This is a genomic window from Bacillus sp. 5w2 (assembly GCF_054353775.1).
In genome coordinates, this window is sequence record NZ_JBTIWT010000027.1 from 1 (window position 1) to 23933 (window position 23933).

Sequence of the window (23933 nt, forward strand, 5' to 3'; positions counted from 1 at the left end):
GGTATTTCCACAATGATTGTTTCTTCAAGCTTTACTTCTGCTTTAACAATCACTGATTCTTCTGGAGCTTGCTTTTCTACTTCAATAGTAGGTTGTTCTATTTCTGTATTACGTTTAATTTCTTCTGATAATATTGTATCCTCGTGCTCTACTTTAGAATCTACTAATTCTGCTTGTAGAATGTTTCGGGCCACTACATCACTTTCTTGCTTAGTATCTTCCATACGCTCAGCGATTGTTTGATGAAGTAATTCAGCCGCTGGAACTTCCTGCGGTGCACTCATTTCTTGAACCACTTCTTTTTCTTCTACTATAGGCTCTTGGCGTTCAATTTCATAACCGTTTTTCTCTAGCCATTGATCGACAACTGACTTTTCTTCCTTTTTACTTGGTTGATCTCGCTGATCAACTCCTTCATGACTGGAAGAAGTCTTTGCTTTTCCTTCAGAGAAATCAGATAATGTATATCCTTTTTTCTCTAACCAGGCATCAACAACTGATTTACCCTCTACAGATATTTCAAGGTCTTCTCTTTCCTTTTCTTCCTCCTGTTGTACAACTTTTTTCTCTACTGAAGGACGATTATATCCGTAAATTGGCGAAATCATTTCTGTTGGACGAAATGGTCTACGGTTACTTTCTTGCGAAGGTACAGGTGCTTTTTTTACGACAGGCTCTTGCTCCGGTTCATATTGCATTTCCGGCTCTTCATATGTAGAAACTACCTTCTCTACATACTGTCGTCTACTTCTTTCCACTTTGATTTCTCTTTGAATAGGCTGAGTTTCATATGTTACACCTTGAACAGGTTGTTCTTCAAAATGCCCTGTTTCTATAACATCCTCTTCATCGAACCCATTATCCGGTACTAATGGAAAACGGCATTTACCTGCATTCCTACTTGCCATTTGTGCTTCTCTTGCTTCAGTATAGTGGTTTACACGAGGAATTTTCGGCTGACTTTCAATTTGCTTTGGTACTTCTTTATTCATCGCTGTTTGTTCTTCCTCTTTGTTAAACAGCTTTTTCATCCAATCTAACATGCTTACCACTCTTTCTACTAAATAGTAACATCCTTTATTGTATCAGCATTCCGCAAAAAGTGCAGGTAAAATTAAGCATGTCATATTTATCCATAATTCTAATTTACGAGTGTTTTCATATAGAAAAACGCAGCCTTCCATGTAAGACTGCGTTTAAGCTTTACTCTTCTGATATTCATCTACACTATCCGTTACACTTTGTAATAAAGAATTTACATACTGCGGGTCAGATAATTTTTTATCTTCTTCAGGATTTGACATAAACCCAAGTTCTAATAGTACGCCAGGAACTTTTGACCAATTAAACCCAGAAAGATCATCCCTGAATTTAATTCCATTTACTTTCACTTGCTGATTCTCTCTCATTTTATTTACTATCGTTTGAGAGATTTGAAGACTTTCCGCATAAATCTCTTTGGTATACGGGCTTCCTTCTGCCGGCGTTAATACAGCGAATCCACTTTGATTCGGATTTTCAGAACCATCTGCATGAAGACGTAAAAACAAATCTGCCTTATGGTCATTCGCAAATGTCGCGCGTTCTTTATTACTCATATCAACATCTTGTGACGTTCTCGTCATTAATACTTGTATACCTTTTGCTTCTAACTTTTCTTTTAATACGAAAGCCATTTCTAATACAAGAACAGCCTCTCTTTTTTTCGTCACAATACCAGTTGTACCATCTGTCACTTTATATTTTTGCGTCGTTGCTCCTGGACCAACCGGCTCTAAATTTAAATTCGCTTTTTGTTGATGCCCCGGATCGATAACAACAAGAAACTTTCCTTGTTTTTCATTACTCTCTACTTTTTGTTCATTCTGTTGTACTGGTTGCTCATTTGGCTGCACTGGCGTAGCTTCCTCTTTCTTTTCCTCGGCCGGCACTTCCTCCTGCTCATGCTCCACTTGCTCATTTGTTTGAACTGCTTGTGGTTCTTCTTTCTTTTCTTGTTCTTCCTGCTGCTTTTCTACCGGTGCGTCTTCCTTTTTATCTTCGCTTGTTTCTTTTATAGAAGATGTTGTTTCTTTTTTCGGTTGTTCTTGTGAGCAACCTCCCATATATATTCCAATGAATGCAATCATGCTCATTATTTTTATATACTTCATGTTTTTCTCCCATCACTTTGCACCGGTCTCAAAGTTTTTCTTATAATTGTTTTATAATCTCAGCCATATTTCCAATATGAACGGGTTGCCACGTTTCTGTACCACGCTCCGCAGTATAAACTAGATAAGCATCATCAGCCACATTTACGAAAACCGGATCCCCCATATCTGTTTCATATCCGATAACAATCCATTCTTCTTGCCATTTACCGTTTTCTCCACTTATTAATGAATTTTTATGTTTATCATATCGGTAACCAATTTGCCCTTTTTCTAATTCATTTTCGCTAAACAAATATATTTCATAAGAACCTAACTCAATATCTTGCTGTTTTGAAGTTTCAATTCGTTTCAGAAGTTCTGCGATTTTTAGTTGTTGTTTCATACGTCTATCCCCTTCTATTTTTCTAAATTTTAACTAGTTTGTTTATAAAATACAATATAGATTTTGAGAAAAAAAGTGACATCCTATAATATGAACGATTTTTTGAATATATCTGTCACAACTCGCGATATATCAACGATTTTTCAAATATATCTATCACAACTCGCAATATATCAACGATTTTTCAAATATATCTATCACAATTCGCGATATATCAACGATTTTTCAAATATATCTATCACAACTCGCGATATATCAACGATTTTTCAAATATATCTATCACAACTCGCGATATATCAACGATTTTTCAAATATATCTATCACAACTCGCGATATATCAACGATTTGACACAGAATATCGACTTACCAGCAAAAAATGATAAAACAAAAAGAGAGGCTGTCCAAAAGACAACCTCTCTTTTCTTATATCAATTAAAATTTAAACTCTTGTCCAACTTCAAAGCTATCTTCTAATACAAGAATACCTTTTTCTTGTGGAGCATCTGGAAGCTCTAATTCACGTGCTGAGCAAATCATTCCAGAAGAAGGAACACCGCGAAGTTCAGCTGGTTTAATTAGCATACCGCTTGGCATTACAGCGCCGATTTTTGCAACGACAACTTTTTGTCCTGCATCAACGTTCGGTGCGCCACATACGATTTGTAATGTTTCTGTACCAATTTCTACTTTACAAATGTTTAACTTATCAGCATTTGGATGCTTCTCTTTCTCAGCTACATAGCCTACAACAAATTTTGGAGAAAGGTCTGCTTCTACTGTTTCTTCAAAGCCGTTCTTCGCTAAAATTTCGTTGATTTGCTCAACAAGTTCTTTCGTTAATGTAAGGTTACCTGTTTCTGTTACTTCTAAATAAGAAGATGCATTAAAGATGTTGAATCCTGCTGTTACATTGCTTTCACGATCGTATACGCGTGCAACATCTCCTTTGCGATCAAAAGTACGGTTCTCTAAAGTAATATCTTGTAAGGCAACAATTAGAGTGTCACCAATTCCTTCAAGGTTGTAAAAAACGTTCACTTCGTTCATCCTTTCTCTTTTCCATCTGTCTTCTTCCGATTCTTCGCTAAAATAAAGATTGGTTCAAAGTCTCCATCTTCATATACGAATGAAAGTGATGTAATCGGAACATGCCCTTCGGCAAAAAATTTCATTGTCATTTGTGCAATAATATCATAACCGATTTCGTTGACGATATCAGCAATAATTAATACATCTTGGTGAGGAACAGCCACAACCATATCACCAGAAATCTTTTCACGCATCGATTGTAGTAACGATTCGTTTAAAATACGCGTCGCATCATACCCATCATTTGTGTTTAAAAAGTAGAATGTATTCCCTGCTACTGTGTCTTGTTTAAATTCATAACCTAATGAGCGAGCGTTGAATAATGCCATTTCACGCACTTGTTGCTCTGTAAGTTCTAATTTTTGTAATAGACGCTCATCAATGAGTCGATACGTTTTATTCGAATCTAACGCATAGTAAATACGTGTTTCCGCCGTATGATCCGTCATAATAAACGGATTTCCTTCTTCTGCTTGTTTCGGAAAAGAAGTAGAGCGAATAACAGGTAAAATTTTCGCTGCGTTATTTTCTTCTTTATGCATCGCAATTAGTGCTTCTTGTACGTAATAAGCAACTTCTTCAATCGCCTTTTCTTTGTTCACTTCCCATTTTGCTACAACTCCTGGAAGCGATACGTTAATACCTTTTTTCGAGTCTTTTTGTTCTATACGTAGAACTTCTTTCTCGCTATCATACTGAAAGTCCCATTCCGGGCGAGATAATTTCTTCATTAACTCATCTTTCATCTTTTTACTTGTCATCTTCATCTCTTTTTCCTCCCTTCCAAAAAAATAACCTCCCCCGCGAAGGTAGAGGTTGTTTTACAATTCAATTGGCAAATTGCCTTATTTTAAACCTTCAATAAACTCTTCGATTTGTTCTTGTGTTTTACGATCTTTGTTTACATAGCGACCTGTTTCTTCACCTTTATTGTACGCTACAAAGCTCGGAATGCCAAATACGTCTAATTTTACACATAGATCAATAAACTCATCACGATCTACATAGTAAAATGAGAAATCACTATATTTCTCTTCTACTTCTGGCATAAATGGATCTACAAAGCGGCAGTCTGGGCACCATTCTGCTGAGAACATAAAGACTACATTCTCTTCATTTTTCAATTGTTGGAATTGCTCCATGCTTTCTAATGATTTCATCTATATTTCCTCCTCTAACGAGTGCATTTTTTCATGTTATAATCTTTCTTTTATACTACCATACATCGCGCACGGTGCAAGGTTTATGCTTGCTTTTCGTCATACTTATATTGCCCAACAAGTAACTTAACAACGTGTACAAATAATTCTGTGCGATCAACATAATCATCTGTAAAAATACCGATAGCACCTTCGTGGCTTCGAATATCTTTTCTTTGTACAAATTCTTCCATCACTTCGCTTAACTCTTTTCCTTCTTCCAGTGGCTTTAAAAAGTCATCTGGTAATTTAATACGAGCGCCTCCTGCAACAAATACTCTACCGTCACTTGTCGCCAAAGCACCCCAGTTACACATAAATAAGCCGTGTGCTGTTTTCATTACGCCGCCTTCTAGACCAATACCAATTTGAGCTTCTCCTTCTTGCAGCGCTCGCTTGGCTCTATTAACCGCTCCTTGCATCGTCTCTTCATCTGTAAACGGCTGGTTTGCTACTCCTGAAGGAACAGAAAGCGACGTAATTTCAGCATCTCTCCAAACCTTCTCCACAGCTCCAACTTTCGTTTTATTCTTCGATCCAACTACTACTTTCATTCCGCTCACCTCTGTAAAAATTTATCACTTTGTTCTAATATCCACTTCCGGTACAAATTAAGCACGAACCACTACCGCATATCACCGGGGCATCTATTCAACCTAAAGAAAGAGGTTTTTCCCACAACATTACCGGCTTCGAACTCAAAAACAGCCTTCCTCTCTCTTCCTATCCGCGGTCTTAATACATCATTCGAGCACCCATTAAGCACTAACCGCCACCACACACCGATGGGTCATCTCTTCAACCCAAAAAAAGAAAGGCTCTTCAGCCCTTCTTCCTTACGCGTTATTCTTAATTGTCTCTAACGTCGTTTTATCCGTTGCTCTTACAAGCTTCGTAATTAGTTCTTTCGCTGCCGCATAATCATCAACATGTAAAATAGAAGCATGTGTATGAATGTAGCGTGCGCAAACACCAATTACTGCTGATGGGATACCTGAGTTACTTGTATGTACACGGCCCGCATCTGTACCACCTTGTGAAATAAAGTATTGGTACGGAATGTTGTGTGTTTCTGCTGTATCTAAAATGAATTCGCGCATTCCTCTATGTGTTACCATCGTACGGTCGTAAATACGAAGAAGAGCACCTTTTCCTAATTGACCGAACTGCGTTTTATCACCAGATGCATCGTTTGCTGGACTTGCATCAAGCGCATAGAAAATGTCTGGTTGAATCATATTTGCAGCAGTTTGTGCACCGCGAAGACCAACTTCTTCTTGTACAGTCGCACCAGAGTATAATGTGTTTGGTAATGTTTCGTCTTTTAATTCTTTTAATAATTCGATTGCAAGGCCACATCCGTAACGGTTGTCCCAAGCTTTCGCCATAATTTTCTTTTCATTTGCCATCGGCGTAAACGGACAGATTGGCACGATTTGTTGTCCTGGTTTTACACCAATTTCAATCGCATCTTCGTAGCTATCTGTACCTATATCAATTAACATATTTTTTATATCCATCGGTTTTGCACGTTGCGCGTCACTTAATAAATGAGGCGGGATAGAACCAACAACCCCAATAACAGGGCCATTCTTCGTCATCACTTGTACACGCTGTGCTAATAATACTTGGCTCCACCAGCCGCCTAACGTTTGAAAACGAAGCATCCCGTTTTTCGTAATTTGCGTAACCATGAAACCTACTTCATCCATATGACCTGCTACAAGAACACGTGGGCCAGTTTCGTCCCCTTTTTTCAGACCAAATACGCTACCTAAACCGTCTTGCACAATTTCATCCGCATATTTGCTTAATTCTTGCTTCATAAAACGGCGTACATCATGTTCGAAACCTGATGCACCTTGTAATTCTGTTAACGTACGAAATAATTGTAATGTCTCTTTATTCACGAAGTCCCCTTCTTTCAAACCTTAGTAGAATACCTCTTTTATTGTAACGAAATTTTCGAAATGTTTCTAGTTTCTTCTTTTTTAGCTGTATTTGCTTTATAATTATTATTGGTACACTATTTTTATTTTACAGAATTGAGGTGAATATATGAGCTGGAAAGGTTTAGTAGCAGGTCTTGGCGTTGGGTTCGCAGCTGGTTATCTTGTTGCAAACAAAGTACAAGAACAATCCCATATTTCTTCAGAAAAAGCATTGAAAATGGTGAAACAAGCATTAAGTCATAAAGGTGAAATTACTGGCTCTTGGGTACATATGGTTCCAGAGACATTTGAAAAATATGATGTCGCATACGAAGTTTATCGTGGCGGTCTTACAACGATGTTAGATGATATACAAGAACGATTTGAATTTTTAGTTGATGCTAAAACAGGTACTGTTTTAGAGGTTATAGCAGCATAAAAAGGAGGGTTCCCATTAGGTGAACCTCTTATTTTTTTGAAATTACGGGTAGTGATTGAAATTATATCAGCGATTTTTCTGTTATCGGCTTACCGACAAAAGCCGATAACAGAAAAAAAAGGCTGCCCCAACAGACTTCTGGAACAACCTCCTCCTTTTAAGCTTCTATACTCGTTTTCCGCTCTATCTTTTCTACAATATGCCCTTCCTCATTCCACTTTACTGCACGGTAATACGCGTCATGATAAAACGTAAACCATGCCTCTTTTTCAGCGCCGTACTTCATCCACTTTTGCTTATTTTCAATCGATGTCATCGGATAATCATCATAGGCCATTACCCATAGTACATTTTGATGTGCATGCGTCGGCAAAAGATCTGCTAAATGAAGCATCGTTTCACCTTTACTTTCCAAAGCAACAACTGCATGTCCATCACTATGACCGCCCGTATGCGCCATTTTTATTTCATCTGTAATTTCTATTTCTTGCTGAAACGTAACAACTTGATCTATAATTGGCTCCCAATTTTCCTTCCAATATGTATTGCGCGACCTGATATTTGGGTTCCTCATTTCATCCCATTCTGTTTCACTAACGTAAACTTTCGCATTCGGAAACGCTGGCACAAGTTGATCACCTTTCCATTTTGTTAAACCAGATGCATGATCAAAATGCAGGTGTGTCATTAAAACATAATGAATATCTTCAGACTTTAATCCTAGTTTTTCTAATGATTCATAAACCGATGACTCTTCTGTTACACCTTGATTTCGCTTCATCTTCTCATTCAATTTACCGTTTCCTATTCCGGAATCAATCAGCATATTACCATCTTTCGTTTGCAAAAGTAACGGATCTGTTCGTAAATAAATATGGTTTGTATCATTATGTTTATATTTACGTGACCAAAGTACTTTCGGCACGACACCAAACATTGCTCCTCCGTCTAAATGTGTATTCCCGCCTTTTAACCATGTCACTTTTATATCTCCAATTTGTAACTGTTCCATCACACATCCCCCTTTTTATTTAATTTTAACATAAAATTCTGATTATTTTAGTTACAAAAAACCTATGCATTACTGCATAGGCTCTGTACGATATTTCGCTTCAACTCGGTAAATACGATGACCTTTACTAGAGAATTTTTCTTCGTATTCAGTCATGATGTTACCTTCATAATCACTATTATGAAGATCTAAGCTTAAGTAAGTTAGTAACATACCATACTCAGCCATACTCATTAGAGAGTATTCAAATAAACCTTGGTTATCTGTTTTGAAATGAATTTCTCCACCTTCTACTAACACTTCTTCATAATTGCGTAAGAACGTTTTATACGTTAAACGACGCTTCGTATGACGTTTCTTTGGCCATGGATCTGAGAAGTTTAAATAAACGCGATCAATCTCACCTTGTGCAAAGAAAACTTTTAAATCTTCAGCATCTTTATTAATTAACTTTAAGTTCGGTAATTCTTCTTCAATTAATTTATCAAGTGCATCTACAACAACACTCGTGAATTTTTCAATTCCAATATAATTAATATGCGGATTTGCTTTTGCCATATCATACATAAAACGACCACGACCTGTACCTACTTCAATATGAATTGGGTGGTCATTTCCAAATACTTCTTTCCAGTTACCAGCGCGCTCCTCTGGGTTTCCGATTACGATATGTGAATACTCATTAATTCGATCCATTGCATATGGTTTATGTCTTAAACGCATAGATGTTTCCCTCTCTTTACATAGCTATTTTAAAGGAATAATTCCTTCTTTCTGTTTTAATCAATCTCCCAAACAAAAAACCAAGTACGTACGAGCACTCGGTCCGTTTCTTTCAAGTATAAGATGTACCATTTTGATAAAAACTACATACAGCATTAAACATTCCATGACGAAACAGCTTTTTCTCTTACATTTGAAGAGAAAAACAATCGAAAGGATGATCCGTTCATGCCAATTAATCAACAACATCAATTAGAAGTGCTGAAAGATATTTTAGTCAATCACCAAAGTGATTGCTGCGGGACAGTTTCTGAATGCGAGCAATTAGAGCGTCTCATTCAATCGTTACTCGCAAACGATAATATAAGTAGTGACGCTAAAACCATGCTAAACGATGTATATTCTTATAGTCAATCGGGTAAATCTTCCTCTAATTTGGACAACCACATTTCCAATAATCAAGAACAACTTACTCAGTGGATTGCTGGAATGGACAATTTTTCTTAAGTATTACTCTGAAGCAAGTAGTTGCTGTAAATATTGATGCCAATATTCAGCTTCTGCTTGCTGCTTTTTTGTTGTGTGCCATTGAATAGACAAAATCGTTTGTGCTATTACATACCATCTCATACGCCTAAGCAGCGATTCATCCATTTCAATATCATAATATTCGAGCCACTCGCTCCATTCTTGGCGCGGAATGTACCAATATAATAACATACCGAGGTCTAGAGCTGGGTCAGCAATTACAGCTCCATCCCAATCAATTAAAAACAACTCATCTTCATCCGACAATAACCAGTTGTTATGGTTTACATCACAATGGCATACAACGAATTCATTGTATTCAATATCTTTTAATGAATCCATTAAATATTGAAGGCCTTGCTGAATTGTTTCATCATCCCTTATATCTCCTCTTAAAACAAGTTGCAGTTGTTGTAATAACTCTTGTGCGTGAAGCGGCTGCTTCCCAAGTCTTTGAATCATCTGTACAAGCGCTTTAGAGGAGTGTATTTTCTTCAAAAGTTTCGCAACACGTTCTAGTTTCATATCCTCTGGCTCTAGCTTCTGTCCCGGAAGCCATTTTTGAGCAGAAATTACATCACCGTTCGTTACCCTTCTTGTCCAAAGTAATTTTGGAACAATTCCTTCTGCTGACAATACCGCTAAAAAGGGCGATGTATTCCGCTTTAAAAATAACTTCTGTTGTCCGTTTTGCGCAATATATGCATCGCCCGTTACTCCACCAGCCGGTACAAGACTCCACTCTTTTCCTAATAATTGTTCCAACCATTCCATATTCATTACCCGTTAACAAATCCTTATCTTTTATAGTTATGAAAAGAAAAACCGCAACATTTCTACACATGTTGTGGATTCATATATATTTTACTGTAAATGAAAAGAAAACTTGGCATAAGCCAAAAACTCTCTATTTTATTTTACAAAACCAGTCATAGAATGACAACTTATCAAAATCGTCACCTTTGTCAATTCTACATTTATTACATTCTCATCGTCAAGTAGCGATTTGTCACATTATCGTCAATATATACGTGCTAATTGGAGCGAGCCTCAGTTCCTTTCCTCTAAATGAAGAAATTGGCTCTATTTTCGCTTGCTTTTCGTTTACTAACACATGCCACGTTTCTTCTTTCGGAAGTTGCACCGTTTTAGCTTCTAAATCGCTATTAAATAAAACGACAATCTCTTTCCATGGTCCAAACGATTCTGCATGTTGTAGGTGATATGCAAGTACTTCTGAAGATGTTTGCAAAAAAGTCATGTGCTTTTTTATAAGTTCTACGTTTTGTAATCGGAATGCTCCGTGCTCTTTGCGAATCGCAATTAAACCTTTTATATAGTTAACGGTCTCTATCTCTTTCTCTTTTTGATCCCAATCTAATTGATTAATTTCATCATTTGCATTATAACTATTTTCATTTCCTTGCTTCGTACGATAAAACTCTTGCCCAGCATGTAAGAAAGGAATCCCTTGCGACAGAATCACCATTGCGCTCGCTAGAAGGTGACGTTTTTTCAAAATCTCTTCTGGCTCTTCATTACTACGCATTAGTTTATCCCACATCGTCATATTGTCATGACATTCTACATAGTTAATGCTTTGCACAGGCTCTAAAAACAAACCTGTTTCTTTCATACTCAAAAGGCTTCCTGATGCTATATACTGCAAATGATTACAGTCTACATGCCCACCAAGTGCAAACCCACGTTTATTTATATGAAAGGTACTCCCTTTTATCCCATCACGAAATTGATCATTAAATTGCGCGATATGCGGCATTTTTTTTGCATTATTTAACGTTGCTTTTTCCTCTAGAGGAAGTGGGGTTTGTAGATCCCATCCTTCTCCTAATAACAATGCATCTCGCTTTATGTTTCGCACTTCTTTTTCTATTATATTCAATGTATCAACATCTAAAATTCCCATTAAATCGAATCGGAATCCATCAACATTGTATTCAGTAAGCCAATATAAAATAGACTCTACAATGAATTTCCTCATCATTTTCCGTTCAGATGCTATATCATTGCCGACTCCCGTCCCATTAGAAGGCATACCATCTTCACCATGACGAAAATAATATCCTGGGACAAGCTTTTCAAATGATGATAGCTCTCTTTCATAAACATGATTATATACAACATCTATAATCACCCTTATGCCGTGCTCATGAAATGTTTCAATCAGTTGCTTACACTCTACTATCCTGTTATATGGGTCAGAGGGGTTTGTAGCATAAAATCCTGTTGGCGCATTGTAATATAATGGATTGTAACCCCAATTATATGCAGAGGAAGGATTCGCCTCATCTACACCACCGAAACAATATAAAGGTAATAATTCAACATGTGTAACACCTAAATCTTTTATATGAGACAAGCCTGTTAACGTCCCATTTTGCCCTGTTGTCCCTTCTTCCATTAGCCCTTTATATGTTCCTTTTTTACTCGCTCCACTGTTTGGATGAATAGTGGCATCACGAATATGCAGTTCATACAATATGACATCTGTCATTGCCTGCAATGGTGGTAATTGCTCTTGCTTTGTTACATTCGTCTTTTCCAAATCGATAACAACGCCGTACTTCCCATTTACAGTCACTGACTTTGCGTAAGGATCCACTGCTTCATTCCATATTAAATTAATACAAACAAGAAATGTATATCGAGCTCCATCGTGATCCCCTTGTAATGTATGGGCCCAAACGCCATTCTCTCCTCTATACATTTCATGATCGGTATATTCTTTATCACTTTTATAAATCCTTACTTTCGCAAGCCTCGCAGTTGGAGCCCATACTTTAAATGTCGTTGCCTCTTTTTGATACACAGCACCTAAATCTGTACCTTCGTAATAATACTTTTCATCGAAAATCGCTGTTCTTATGACAGCACCTATTTGTAAATCTGTTTCTTCATTCCGTTCATCTCGTACTGTATAATACTTCCCCACATCTAGCGGCTCTTTTATAAAACACTCATACTTCGTTGCATCCGGAAGCGCAATCGTATGAGAAATCGGTAAATCTTTCACGTTACTTCCTTCTTGCAAACGAAATGTCCGACTTGTTCCATACGCATGTGGGAGCAAAATTGTAATTTTATTCATTTCATCTAAATAGGCATCAAATGGACGTTTTACTTTCAACATAAAAAAATCACCATCATTCTCAAAGTTAAAATAAAGTGAACCTTTAATTAGTGGTTATTTTGTTCATCCCACTGATTATTGCCCCCAACAATCGGGCAGTTATCTCCCCACCTAATTTCCTCGCATTCGCCGAATTTTGAGGTAGAGTCTGACTGTCCGCAAATAGCGGGATGAAACGAGCTACAAATGATAAGGCTTTTCTGATCAGTAAGACTCTATACAGTAACTCCATTATTCTCTATAGTATATTCACCTGTATAAAAAACGTTTTCATACATTCTATTTTTGTAATATTATTTCAGCAATCGCTTTATACTTCGGTGTCTCCTTCACGTGAGATTCGTATAAAGTAATCGTATCCGCTTGAAATGATATTTCAGGTACTTCCTTTATATGTTCTAAATCAAACTTTTCTTCTCCTACCCATTTACGAGCAACAGTAATATGCGGATGATACGGGCGTGTTTCTAAAGAAAATCCATTTCCTTCACACATATTGTGTACTTGCTTTTGCAATTGAAACAAATCTTGATTCTCGCTTACCTTCGACCAAAAAATACGCGGCCTGTCTTCCATACCGAACGTTGCAAATCCTTGTAATGTAAACGATAGTTCTTTCGTTTCTATAAGTGTTTGTAATCCATTCTTTATTCCTTCTAATTGTTCCTCTGTCGCACTCCCTAAAAATGAAAGGGTAATATGATAGTCTTCTTTATGTACCCATGAACGAAATGGCAATTCCTCTTTCATTTCCTCTTTATAGTTAGACAGCACTTCTTTTATATGATTTGGTAACGTAATCGCGACAAAATAATGCGGCTCCATCTACATTTTCTCCTTCTTTCTATTGTTGCTTTTCTTTCTTATCTCATTCAGGTAAAAAGAAGCCGCCCTCCAAAATAGAGAGCGGTCATTATTTATATATCCATTACTTCGCTAATTCATGAATTGCTTGCGCGTAAATTGCTGTTGCTTTTAATAAGTCTTCAATTTCAATGTACTCGTCTTTTTGATGCGCAAGTTCTTCTTTTCCAGGGAACAACGGACCAAACGCAACGCCAGCTTTCAATGAACGAGCGTAAGTACCGCCGCCAATTGCTAATAGCTCTGCTTTTTCTCCTGTTTGTTCTTCATATACGCGTTGCAACGTACGAATTAATACGTGATCTTTATCAACGTGATGCGGGCGAGAGTTTGAATAATCTGCCACTTCAAATCCATGAGTACCAACGTATTCTTTTAACTTTGCAATCATTTCTTCAAAGTTAGTCGTAACTGGATAACGTACATTTAATCCTAAATTGCCACCATTTTCTTTCGTATAAGAAAGGCGACCAACATTTACTGTTAATGGTCCGCTAATATCGTCTTTATAAGAAATACCAGCTTTCTCTCCTAAAATATCTCCTGTAAATGTTTCTGTTACAAACGATGCAAACGAAGCCCCTTTTCCATCAAGAGCAACTTTCGTTAAAACGTTTGCCAGTAATAAACCGGCATTCTCGCCCTTCTCCGGAGTAGATCCGTGAGCTGAAATCCCTTTGATTTGCAACGTCACCGTATTACCTTCTACAATTGCTTCACCTATTTTTTTAGCAGTTTGTAAATACTCTTCATATGCTACTGTAAGAGCATTTACATCTTCTCCTGTAATAATCGCTTCTGCAAAATCAGGAACCATATTTAAACGGCGACCTGATTCAAATGAAACAAGTTCATATGTACCTTTCTTCTCTTCACTACCATTTTGCACAACTTGTATATCAGAAATTCCTTTTTCTGCATTAATAATCGGAAAGTCCGCGTCTGGCGCAAAACCAATTGTTGGCATTTCTTCGTTTTTAAAGTAGTGATCTACACATTTCCAATTGCTTTCCTCATCTGTTCCTAAAATCATACGAACGCGCTTTGAAAGAGGTAAACCTAATTCTTTCACAATTTTCATCGCATAATAAGCTGCCATCGTTGGGCCTTTATCGTCAATTGCACCACGTGCAAAAATCTTTCCATCGCGAATATCCGCGCTATATGCCGGAGTCGTCCAGCCATCTCCTTCTGGTACAACATCAACGTGACAAAGAATACCTACTAATTCTTCTCCTTGTCCCATTTCAAGATGACCTGCATACCCCTCTAAATTTTTAGAAGCAAAACCTTCAGCTTCTCCTTTATGTAACATGAAAGATAAAGCTTTTTCTACACCTTCACCGAATGGTGCGCCCTCTTTCGCCGATTCTTCTTCCCATACACTTTTAATTTGTAAAAATTGTTGTGTATCACGAATTAAATCATCTTTTCGTTTTGCAACTTCTTCTGTCCAATTAATCGCTGACATCACGCATCCATCCTTCACTATATTGTTTCTTTCATCATAACAAACCGAAATCTCTTATGCCATACACGAAACTCAAATACCGAACAATTGTAATATTTCAGATATTTCTCATTAGTTTTTCTTTTATTTTCCCAAAAAAATTTGCAGGAATTTGGCGTTTTACGTAGAATTTTATGTGTTAGTTGACTGACCATATATATAATGTCAACTACCAATATTTTTCTATATGAATCTTTGTTAAACTTTTGTAAAATTTAAGTAGATTAAAGCATGAATTTTATCATGTAGAGTACAATGGTAGTAACGACCTTCTTTCCTGAATGGGGTCAAAAAAACTAGTAGAGGAGTGGTTTTCTCTTGAAACCTACAACTACTCGTATGCTAACACGCATTAAATCAATTTATATGTACATCAATGAAAACGGAACGGTAACGACGAAAGACCTTGTAGATGAGTTCGGGATCACACCGCGAACGATACAACGTGATCTAAATGTGTTGCAGTTTAATGAACTCGTGTATAGCCCTTGCCGCGGTAAGTGGACAACAACAGGAAAGAAAGTGAGAATGACCTCATAACGAAAAATAATTGTATGTAAATAAATACATACCCCTTTCTAACTCATTAGAAAGGGGTCTTTTCTGCGCCTAAAAACAGCACTATTTCTCAGTATCTACTTGATATGTTCTTAACATTTCTACTTCTTCATCTGATAGCTCTCGGTATTGTCCAAGTTCTAGCTCTTCATCTAATACTAACGGTCCCATCTCTGTTCTCTTTAGGTAGACTACTTTTTTCCCTACCGCTTCAAACATACGCTTCACTTGATGGAACTTTCCTTCTGTAATGACAAGCTCGATTTCAGAAATATCATCGCTTTTTAATATTGTGAGTGCCCCTGGCTTTGTTTCATAGCCATCATCTAAAATAACACCTTTAGCAAACTCTTCTACATCCTCTTCTGTTACTACTCCTGCAACGTGTGCATAATATTTTTTCGGCACATGCTTTTTCGGAGATAACAATTGATGTGATAACTTCCCGTCGTTTGTTATTAATAAGAAACCTTCTGTATCAATATCAAGTCTTCCAACTGGGAACGGATCAAAGATTGCATCTTCTAATTCTAATAAATCTATTACCGTTTCATGGTTATCATCTTCTGTCGCTGAAATAACGCCTTGTGGTTTATGCATCATTAAGTAAACAAACTCTTTATATTCCACAACTTCACCGTGAATCATAACTTCTTGTTCTTCTACATTTACATGAACCTTTGCATCTTTCACTGGCGTTCCATCAATTTTCACAACGCCGTCTTTCAATAATTTCTTTACTTCTTTTCTACTTCCATATCCCATATTCGCTAATAATTTATCTAATCTCACGTTTTTCACCTTCTTTATTTATCATAGAAAAGGGGACGTAATTACGCCCCTTTTGATTTCAACTTTATTTTGAATCTACTGCCAAGTTTACGTTGAATTTTCTCTAATGCTTCTCCGCCAAATACTCTTTCAAGTACTCCTGTGCGAATCGCTAACAATCCGTAAACAAGACCACCAATACCTGCACAAACCACAACTGTAATAAGAGCACCAATTCGGCCATCAGGCGAAATCATGAAGGATAGAATCCATTGTGATAACTTTACAGCAACGACCATTACAAGTGTTAATACTGCAATTTGGAAAGTTCTCTTATATACAACACCAAATGAATAGTGTGCATGTTTTTTAATTTGTCTATTCGTATACCATACGGAAGCTAAGAAGCCGACTGCTGTTGCTAAAATCGCTCCAACTGTACCGAAATAACGAATAAAGATTACGTTACATACAAATTTCAAAATAACACCCATGATAAGCGCGATAATCGCATGCTTCTGTTGGTTAATCCCTTGCAAAATTGCTGCTGTTACTGTAAATAAAGCGAATAACAACGCAACCGGTGCATACCACATTAATACTTGTCCACCTAATGGATCTGAGTCGTAAAACGCAGTATAAATTGGATATGCAAGTGTTGAAATACCGACAACTGCTGGCAATGTTAAGAACATATTTGCCTGGAATGTTTGTGTAATTTGTAACTTTAAATAACGATATTGTTTTTCAGTAAATGATTTTGTAATTGCTGGTACAAGCGTTAAACTAAACGCTGTCGCAAGCGATACAGGAATCATAATTAATTTATGCGTCCACATTGTGAAAATACCAAGCGCACGTTCTGCGATATCACCTTGGCCAATCGCCTGCATAATTGAGTTAAATGTCAATGTATCAATTTGTTGATATAAAGGAATCGTTAACCCAATTACAACGTAAGGAATCGCATATGCAAATAATTCTTTAAATAGTTGAACGGTACTCACTGTCGATTCTGGTGCGGTTTGTTCAATTAAATATTGATCCAAATGTTTTTTCCGTTTTAACCAGTACCAAATGAGTACACCGAGCGCTCCAACTGCCGAAACGAACGCAGCAAATGTCGCTACCCCAACTGCTGTTGCAACTGTACCGCCAAGTACTTTAATAACGATAAAACTACCCGCTAATAAAAAGACGATACGAATAATTTGCTCAATAATTTGCGAAACAGTAGTGGGCCCCATTGATTGGTGACCTTGGAAATAACCACGAATTAAACTCGCTGCTGGTACAACAATAAGAGCAAAACTTACAAGACGAATAATCGTCGTAACTTCTTCTACATTACTGTGTATACTTTGTTTACCAAGCATTGCTTCTGCAAACAGTGGCGCCGTCATGTATAGAACTAGGAACGAAAGAACTCCTGTTACTATCATCATAACCATTCCCGAGCGGAACATTCTCCGGCTCGTTTTATAATCGCCAAGCGCATTATATTTGGAAACAAATTTTGAAACAGCAAGCGGCACCCCTGCCGTTGCGATACTTAAAAAGATCGTATATGGAATGTATCCATATGTATAGAGCGTTCCGCCTTCTGTACCTACTAATGCATGAAACGGAAAGACGTAAATCATGCCTAAGAACTTTACTAAAAATGTCCCTAACGTAACAATAAGCGTTCCGCGCAGAAATTTCGAATCGGACATACAAAAATCCTCCTACATCTACATAAAGTGAAACTATAATTAATTGAACTATTCGAGTATTTACGGGCTGCCAAACTCCCTTTTTATTTCTCTTACATCTTAAGGTTTTAGTTTTATTGCCCACAAATAGCAGGATAGTACTGAACTCTAACTTTTGTATTGTACCACAATTCTCCCTGTAAGCAGTACTTCACTCTATTTTTCTTTTAAGGGAAAACATGCTATTCTTTTAGGCAGGAAATGTAGAAAATGAGGTCGATATATTATGCATTATGATGTTATTGTCATCGGCGGCGGGCCTTCTGGGCTAATGGCTGCAATCGGTGCTGCAGAAGAAGGCGCAAATGTCTTACTTCTTGATAAAGGAAACAAACTAGGGCGTAAACTTGCGATTTCTGGTGGCGGTCGCTGTAACGTAACGAACCGTCTACCACTTGATGAGATCGTTAAACATATACCAGGAAATGGCCGCTTTTTATACAGCGCTTTTTCTATTTTCAATAATGAAGATATTATTACATTCTTCGAAAATCTCGGTGTAAAACTGAAAGAAGAAGACCATGGCCGTATGTTCCCTGTATCAAATAAAGCACAATCGGTAGTAGACGCACTTTTAACACGATTAAAAGACTTAGGTGTAAAAATTCGTACGAATACACCTGTTGAAACGATTGAATATGAGAACGGGCAAACGCAGGCAGTAGTACTGCAAACTGGCGAAGTACTCGAAACAAATCACGTCGTTATCGCTGTTGGCGGAAAATCTGTTCCTCAAACCGGCTCTACTGGAGACGGATATGCTTGGGCTGAAAAAGCTGGGCATACCATTACAGAACTATTCCCAACAGAAGTACCAATCCTTTCAAACGAACCATTTATTCGTGACCGCTCCTTACAAGGTCTTGCTTTACGAGATGTAAACTTAAGCGTATTAAACCCGAAAGGAAAAGTTATCATTTCTCATAAAATGGACATGCTCTTCACTCATTTCGGCCTATCTGGTCCTGCTGCTCTTCGTTGTAGCCAATTCGTTGTGAAAGCACTGAAAAAGTTTAAAACGAATACAGTTCAAATGAGTATTGATGCATTGCCAGAAGAAAATAGTGAACAACTATTCCAGCGCATGCTGAAACAAATGAAGGAAGATCCGAAAAAAGGAATTAAAAACGTGCTAAAAGGTTATGTTCCTGAACGTTACTTCCTATTCTTATTAGAAAAAAATGAAATTGACGGTAGTGAACAAGCTGGACAAGTTTCTCACGAGAAGATTCGTGCACTTGTGAAAGACTTTAAAGAGTTTACTGTAAATGTAAATGGTACGCAGTCAATTGAAAAAGCATTTGTTACTGGCGGCGGTGTATCCGTTAAAGAAATTAATCCGAAAGAAATGTCTTCTAAATTCACGAACGGCGTATATTTCTGCGGAGAAGTTCTTGATATTCACGGTTATACTGGCGGCTATAACATTACATCTGCTCTTGTTACTGGTAGAATTGCCGGAACAACAGCTGGAGAAAATGCAAAAATGCAGTATTAAAAAAGAAACAGGGCTTCCTGTTTCTTTTTTTATAGGTACATGAAATTATATAAGTGCTTTTGCAAGATATATCGGCGATCCAGCAAGAGATATCGACTTACCAACAAAGAACGACAAATATCCCCTCCTCTCACCCTCCCATTTCTTTTTTGTTGCTTTATATACCTTAGTACCTTTATATTTTATATTGTTGAACAATTGAAAAAGGGTAAGGGGAAAACAAATGAGAAAAAAAGTCATGATGTCTTTAATGCTAATGACGTTTCTTTCTGCGGTAGAAGGAACGATTGTTAGTACAGCGATCCCTCGTATAACGAGTGATTTGTCAGGCGTCGAACTTGTTAGTTGGGTATATGCAATTTATATGCTTGCAACAGCTGTTTCGACTCCAATATACGGAAAATTGGCTGATTTATTTGGCCGTAAAAAAGTTTTGCTCATTGGAGCAGCAATCTTCTTAATCGGTTCTGCACTTTGCGGAGTCGTTACATCAATGGAACAATTAATCTTCTTCCGTGCTCTTCAAGGTATAGGCGCTGGTGCTGTTATGCCGATCACAATGACGATTATTGGAGACCTATATAGCGAAGCGAAAGACCGCGCGAAAGCACAGGGCTGGATGAGTGCCGTTTGGGGTGTATCTGGTGTTATCGGGCCGTTAGTAGGTGGATTTTTAGTTGATTCTCTATCTTGGCGTTATATTTTCTTCTTAAACGTTCCATTCGGAATTATCGCTTGCTTAATGATTGCCATTTACTACAAAGAATCTATTAAGCCTGCTAAGCATCATATCGACTATCTTGGTGCAACAGTCTTCTCATTAAGTACGATCGCTCTACTATACGCACTATTAACAGGTAGCAGTAAGCAAAACTGGGGAGACATTACAATTATCGGTCTATTAATCTTTGCCGTCGTTTCATTCATTCTTTTCTTATTCATCGAGAAAAAATCTCCGGAACCATTAATTCCGTTAGCACTTTTCTCTAATCGTACATTATCTACGATAAACATACTAACTCTCATTGCCGGTGCCATGATTATTAGTATTACGGTATACCTTCCAATCTGGAGCCAAGGTGTATTAGGAAAAAACGCGACAGAAGCCGGACTCATTTTAATGCCGATTCCTGTTATGTGGACATTTGGTGCAATGTTCTCTGGTAACTTAGTTGGCAAATTAAAAACGAAACAAATTATTTTACTTGGAGCTAGCATTTTATCAGTCGCTACGTTCTTATTATTTACATTATCAACACATTCACCATCGTTTCTTATTTATGTAGCAGTCGGATTATTCGGCTTAGGAATGGGGCTTGTGACACCGATTTACATGGTAACAATTCAAGCAGCCGTACCAGCTCATACACGCGGAACAGCCGTTGGTTTAAACACATTTATTAATACATTTAGTCAAACATTAGGTGCTGCAATATTCGGCACAATCTTCAATACGATGATTCACGCACGTGGTATTAAAAACCTTGATCTTGTATCTGGTGGCGGACACGGAGGAACTACAGCAAACGTAGTAACCGAATCGCAAGAAGCGTTAGCAGCAAGTGTTCACGTCATTTATATGAGTACTTTCGTATTAGCAGTATTTACATTAATTATCGCTTGGCTTTTATTAAAGCCAGCTACACAAACAAGTGAGCAATAAAAAAGAGGATGACCAAAATGGTCATCCTCTTTTTACTCTTCATTCTCCACAATATGTTTCAGCATGGACAATTTATTATCCCAAAAACGCTCATAATACGAGAGCCACTGTTGTAATTCCTCTAGTGGTTCTGGATGCAAACGATATATCTTCTCTCTTCCACTTTTTCTTCCACTTACTAAATTTGCTTCTGAAAGAATATGAAGGTGCTTTACAACCGCAGTACGACTCATCGGAAAATGATCCGTTATTTTTGAAATCGGTAACTCTTTGTCACTTAATAACCGTATTACTTCTCGGCGGGTTGGATCAGCAATTGCTTGAAATACATCATATTTCGCTGCTGAAGAGGACACTTAACCTTCGACAACCTTTTTCAGTTTTTCATTTACAATCGCTACCCATCCACCGCTCATTCTATCGCGAATAATAGAGCTCTTCGCATTCGCTTTCGGAAGAATTTCATCAGGATGTTTCCAGCCGCCGTGAATTAACGTAAATTCTGTTTTATTATCTCCTAGGTCTTTCAGATTAAATGAAACAATCCAGCCATCTGTATCCCATGAAAAAGATAGATGGTTTGGTTCATCAATTTCTAACACTTTACATGGTGATGGACCAAATGGTGATTGTACATGAAATTCATGTCCTACCTCTAATACAAAATCATTTGGCATAAACCATGACGAAATTCCTTCTGCAGTTGATACTACATTCCATACTTTTTGAATAGACGCGTTAAAAACGATCGTTTGTTTAATATCAGTTAATGTATTTTGTTGTTCCATTTTCATTCTGCTACTAAAAATATAGACAAATGAATATTCTTAGAGTATTCCTGCTTCTACGTGCCCTGCCTCGCTAATCACTTGCTACTACAGTTTGCTGTGACACTCCACAGGCGTAAATTCCGATGTAGCCCACCGTACATATATACAATCTATTTACGTTAGTATTGTATATTTTTTTGCTTGTAAAAGGTTGATTGACGCATTTAAATCTCTATCTATTACATTGCCACATTCACATGTATATACTCGGTCAGACAGCTTTAAATCCGACTTTTTTTGACCGCAACATGAACATATTTTAGAAGATGGATAGAATCTGTCCGCTTGCCGTAGTTCAATTCCATATTCCCTACATTTCGTTGATAACAATGTTTTAAAAGCATAAAAACATTGTTGTGCTACAGCTTTAGATAGATGTTTGTTCTTCATCATACCTTTCACATTCAAATCTTCTACTGTAATAAACGTTGGCTTGGTTTTCACCACATCATTTACAATAGACTTTACATACTCTATTCGAATATTCGCTAATCGAGCATGCAACTTTTGCACTCTAAGAACATTTTTATCTATATTCACTCTTTTATTAGTAACAGATTTTTCACCTCTCTTTTTTAGATTTTCAAATTTACGTGCTAAAGAGCGTTGTTCACGTTTTAACCGTTTTTCTATCTTTTTTACTTTTATTGTTTTGTTGATGTTTTCATGAACGATACCATCGCTACGTGTAGCAAAATCCTTCACTCCTAAATCAATCCCTAGACCTATTTTATTGAGTGCTAACTTTGTTGCCATTTCTTCCAATTCACAAAGTACAGATACAAAATATCTTCCTGCTCTTTGATATACTGTGCCACTTTTTACAGTTGCATTTTTAGGGATATATCCATACTCTTTTAACCTTACCCAACCAATTGTAGGGACTTTTACTCTATGTCTTTCTACTGTCCAATCTGTTTTGTTGTTTTTCGGAAAGTAGCACTTCACATCTTGCTTCCTCTTTTTTTATATCGTGGAAACTGAGATAAACCTTTAAAAAATCGCTTAAAAGCTTTATCTCCATTCATAATCGCTTGTTTTACCGCTTTGCTCGACACTTCTTTAATCCACTGATCACACTCTTTTGTATGAATGTTGTTTAGCCATTTGGAAAAGTCATAGCCACTAAGAAATTTCCCCTCCGACTCATATGCCTCTTTATTTTTAGAGATATACAGGTTATATACATATCGACAGACCCCAATAGTTTGATGGATTTTACTAACTTGTTCAGTTGTCGGTTTGATTTCTATTAAATATGCTCTTTTCATAGGTCTTCATCTTCCGAGATTTTCTTTTTGTATTTTCTCAACCCATATATTCTACAGCTAAATACATGAATGATAGATATTAAATCCTGAACAAGTTCTTCTTGAGGAGATAATTTTTCATTGTTAACAATCATAATTTCCACTCCCATTTTACGAAGAAACTCTTCAAACCAATCATATCCAAAACGTACAAATCTATCTTTGTGTGCAATGATGATCGTCGAAATATTTCTTTCCATACAACTGTCAATCAGCTTATTACACTGTTTTCTTTTGTAGTTTAATCCGCTACCAATATCTTTGATAACTTCATCTACAATCATTCCTCGTGCATTTGCAAATGTTTTTAAAAACTCAACCTGATTTTCTAAATCATCTTTCTGACCTGAATTTGATACTCTTGTGTAAATAACTACTTTGCCTACTTTTGTCTATGTTTTTGTTTACTGTTTCTTTCTCCTTTATTCGGCGCTCAAATATAACACCTTTTGGTTACATTTAGATGATATAACACCTTTTAGTTTCATGTCAACGCTAATTCTTTTTTACTGTTGAGAAATCCTCAACATTTTTTCAACAGGACAAACACCCTCTCAGCATTCCT

At 37.1% G+C, this 23933-nt stretch carries 22 protein-coding genes and 3 pseudogenes; 5 read left to right on the forward strand and 20 right to left on the reverse strand.

Annotated elements, in window-relative coordinates; all coding sequences use genetic code 11:
* From ACXY7N_RS27900 to ACXY7N_RS27935, 8 genes and pseudogenes are all read right to left on the reverse strand, one after another.
* A pseudogene (locus tag ACXY7N_RS27900) lies at positions 1 to 1043 on the reverse strand (DNA translocase FtsK); the annotation flags it as partial.
* Between the two features lie 153 nt (positions 1044 to 1196).
* The gene (locus ACXY7N_RS27905; RefSeq protein ID WP_488592816.1) at positions 1197 to 2153 is read right to left on the reverse strand and encodes an N-acetylmuramoyl-L-alanine amidase; all 957 of its coding nucleotides are present in this window, start codon (positions 2151 to 2153) and stop codon (positions 1197 to 1199) included.
* Between the two features lie 40 nt (positions 2154 to 2193).
* Positions 2194 to 2538, reverse strand: a complete 345-nt coding sequence (locus tag ACXY7N_RS27910) for a hypothetical protein (RefSeq protein ID WP_016085909.1) — start codon at positions 2536 to 2538, stop codon at positions 2194 to 2196.
* Positions 2539 to 2970: 432 nt separating this feature from the next.
* A complete protein-coding gene (gene ytpR, locus ACXY7N_RS27915; RefSeq protein WP_016085908.1) occupies positions 2971 to 3585 on the reverse strand; it encodes a YtpR family tRNA-binding protein in 615 nt (204 codons plus the stop codon).
* The gene (locus tag ACXY7N_RS27920; RefSeq protein WP_016135479.1) at positions 3582 to 4394 is read right to left on the reverse strand and encodes a DUF1444 domain-containing protein; all 813 of its coding nucleotides are present in this window, start codon (positions 4392 to 4394) and stop codon (positions 3582 to 3584) included. Before ACXY7N_RS27920 ends, ytpR begins: the two co-directional genes overlap by 4 nt.
* Before the next feature lie 78 nt (positions 4395 to 4472).
* Positions 4473 to 4787 (reverse strand): thioredoxin family protein, encoded by a 315-nt coding sequence (locus tag ACXY7N_RS27925; protein ID WP_000838193.1) that lies wholly within the window; start codon positions 4785 to 4787, stop codon positions 4473 to 4475.
* Between the two features lie 83 nt (positions 4788 to 4870).
* A complete protein-coding gene (locus ACXY7N_RS27930) occupies positions 4871 to 5380 on the reverse strand; it encodes a DUF84 family protein (protein ID WP_016136870.1) in 510 nt (169 codons plus the stop codon).
* A gap of 282 nt (positions 5381 to 5662) precedes the next feature.
* Positions 5663 to 6736: a M42 family metallopeptidase gene (locus tag ACXY7N_RS27935; protein ID WP_229130848.1), complete on the reverse strand. Its 1074-nt coding sequence runs from the start codon at positions 6734 to 6736 to the stop codon at positions 5663 to 5665.
* A gap of 148 nt (positions 6737 to 6884) precedes the next feature.
* Here ACXY7N_RS27935 and ACXY7N_RS27940 point away from each other — a divergent pair, with 148 nt between their 5' ends.
* On the forward strand, positions 6885 to 7196 hold the full coding sequence (locus tag ACXY7N_RS27940) for a PepSY domain-containing protein (RefSeq protein WP_000118541.1): 312 nt from the start codon (positions 6885 to 6887) through the stop codon (positions 7194 to 7196).
* A 157-nt stretch (positions 7197 to 7353) separates the two neighbouring features.
* Here the strand turns inward: ACXY7N_RS27940 and ACXY7N_RS27945 are convergent, their stop codons facing one another.
* Together ACXY7N_RS27945 and trmB are read right to left on the reverse strand one after the other, a co-directional pair.
* A complete protein-coding gene (locus tag ACXY7N_RS27945) occupies positions 7354 to 8208 on the reverse strand; it encodes a YtnP family quorum-quenching lactonase (protein ID WP_016085905.1) in 855 nt (284 codons plus the stop codon).
* Between the two features lie 69 nt (positions 8209 to 8277).
* Complete coding sequence (trmB, locus tag ACXY7N_RS27950) at positions 8278 to 8931, reverse strand: tRNA (guanosine(46)-N7)-methyltransferase TrmB (RefSeq protein WP_016135481.1); 654 nt, start codon at positions 8929 to 8931, stop codon at positions 8278 to 8280.
* A 228-nt stretch (positions 8932 to 9159) separates the two neighbouring features.
* Between trmB and ACXY7N_RS27955 the strand changes: the two genes are divergently transcribed.
* Positions 9160 to 9438, forward strand: coding sequence for a YtzH-like family protein (locus ACXY7N_RS27955; RefSeq protein WP_001122235.1), 279 nt, complete (start codon positions 9160 to 9162; stop codon positions 9436 to 9438).
* A gap of 3 nt (positions 9439 to 9441) precedes the next feature.
* On the opposite strand, the gene ACXY7N_RS27960 is transcribed toward ACXY7N_RS27955, so the two are convergent.
* From ACXY7N_RS27960 to pepV, 4 genes are all read right to left on the reverse strand, one after another.
* A complete protein-coding gene (locus tag ACXY7N_RS27960; RefSeq protein ID WP_016085903.1) occupies positions 9442 to 10239 on the reverse strand; it encodes a phosphotransferase family protein in 798 nt (265 codons plus the stop codon).
* A 229-nt stretch (positions 10240 to 10468) separates the two neighbouring features.
* Complete coding sequence (pulA, locus tag ACXY7N_RS27965) at positions 10469 to 12610, reverse strand: type I pullulanase (RefSeq protein ID WP_088084434.1); 2142 nt, start codon at positions 12608 to 12610, stop codon at positions 10469 to 10471.
* Positions 12611 to 12889: 279 nt separating this feature from the next.
* Positions 12890 to 13435 carry an RNA 2',3'-cyclic phosphodiesterase gene (thpR, locus tag ACXY7N_RS27970; protein WP_488592817.1) on the reverse strand — a complete coding sequence of 182 codons (546 nt, stop codon included), beginning with the start codon at positions 13433 to 13435 and terminating at the stop codon, positions 12890 to 12892.
* Between the two features lie 103 nt (positions 13436 to 13538).
* On the reverse strand, positions 13539 to 14945 hold the full coding sequence (pepV, locus tag ACXY7N_RS27975; protein ID WP_488592818.1) for a dipeptidase PepV: 1407 nt from the start codon (positions 14943 to 14945) through the stop codon (positions 13539 to 13541).
* A 357-nt stretch (positions 14946 to 15302) separates the two neighbouring features.
* Between pepV and ACXY7N_RS27980 the strand changes: the two genes are divergently transcribed.
* Entirely contained in the window at positions 15303 to 15524 is a 222-nt protein-coding gene (locus ACXY7N_RS27980; protein ID WP_000805512.1) for a DeoR family transcriptional regulator, read from the forward strand.
* An 81-nt stretch (positions 15525 to 15605) separates the two neighbouring features.
* Here ACXY7N_RS27980 and ACXY7N_RS27985 read toward each other — a convergent pair whose 3' ends face one another.
* A complete protein-coding gene (locus ACXY7N_RS27985) occupies positions 15606 to 16334 on the reverse strand; it encodes a pseudouridine synthase (protein WP_016085899.1) in 729 nt (242 codons plus the stop codon).
* A 41-nt stretch (positions 16335 to 16375) separates the two neighbouring features.
* On the reverse strand, positions 16376 to 18028 hold the full coding sequence (locus ACXY7N_RS27990) for a putative polysaccharide biosynthesis protein (RefSeq protein WP_016085898.1): 1653 nt from the start codon (positions 18026 to 18028) through the stop codon (positions 16376 to 16378).
* A gap of 265 nt (positions 18029 to 18293) precedes the next feature.
* Here ACXY7N_RS27990 and ACXY7N_RS27995 point away from each other — a divergent pair, with 265 nt between their 5' ends.
* Positions 18294 to 19565, forward strand: coding sequence for a BaiN/RdsA family NAD(P)/FAD-dependent oxidoreductase (locus ACXY7N_RS27995; RefSeq protein ID WP_016085897.1), 1272 nt, complete (start codon positions 18294 to 18296; stop codon positions 19563 to 19565).
* Between the two features lie 223 nt (positions 19566 to 19788).
* On the forward strand, positions 19789 to 21228 hold the full coding sequence (locus ACXY7N_RS28000) for an MDR family MFS transporter (RefSeq protein WP_016135484.1): 1440 nt from the start codon (positions 19789 to 19791) through the stop codon (positions 21226 to 21228).
* A 32-nt stretch (positions 21229 to 21260) separates the two neighbouring features.
* On the opposite strand, the gene ACXY7N_RS28005 is transcribed toward ACXY7N_RS28000, so the two are convergent.
* The 4 genes and pseudogenes from ACXY7N_RS28005 to ACXY7N_RS28020 form a co-directional block, all read right to left on the reverse strand.
* Positions 21261 to 21584 carry an ArsR/SmtB family transcription factor gene (locus tag ACXY7N_RS28005; protein WP_000098837.1) on the reverse strand — a complete coding sequence of 108 codons (324 nt, stop codon included), beginning with the start codon at positions 21582 to 21584 and terminating at the stop codon, positions 21261 to 21263.
* Positions 21585 to 22016, reverse strand: a complete 432-nt coding sequence (locus ACXY7N_RS28010; RefSeq protein WP_000437780.1) for an SRPBCC family protein — start codon at positions 22014 to 22016, stop codon at positions 21585 to 21587.
* Between the two features lie 156 nt (positions 22017 to 22172).
* Positions 22173 to 23329: pseudogene (locus ACXY7N_RS28015) on the reverse strand (RNA-guided endonuclease InsQ/TnpB family protein).
* A pseudogene (locus ACXY7N_RS28020) lies at positions 23326 to 23748 on the reverse strand (IS607 family transposase); the annotation flags it as partial. The pseudogenes ACXY7N_RS28020 and ACXY7N_RS28015, both read right to left, overlap by 4 nt.
* Between the last annotated feature and the right edge of the window lie 185 nt (positions 23749 to 23933).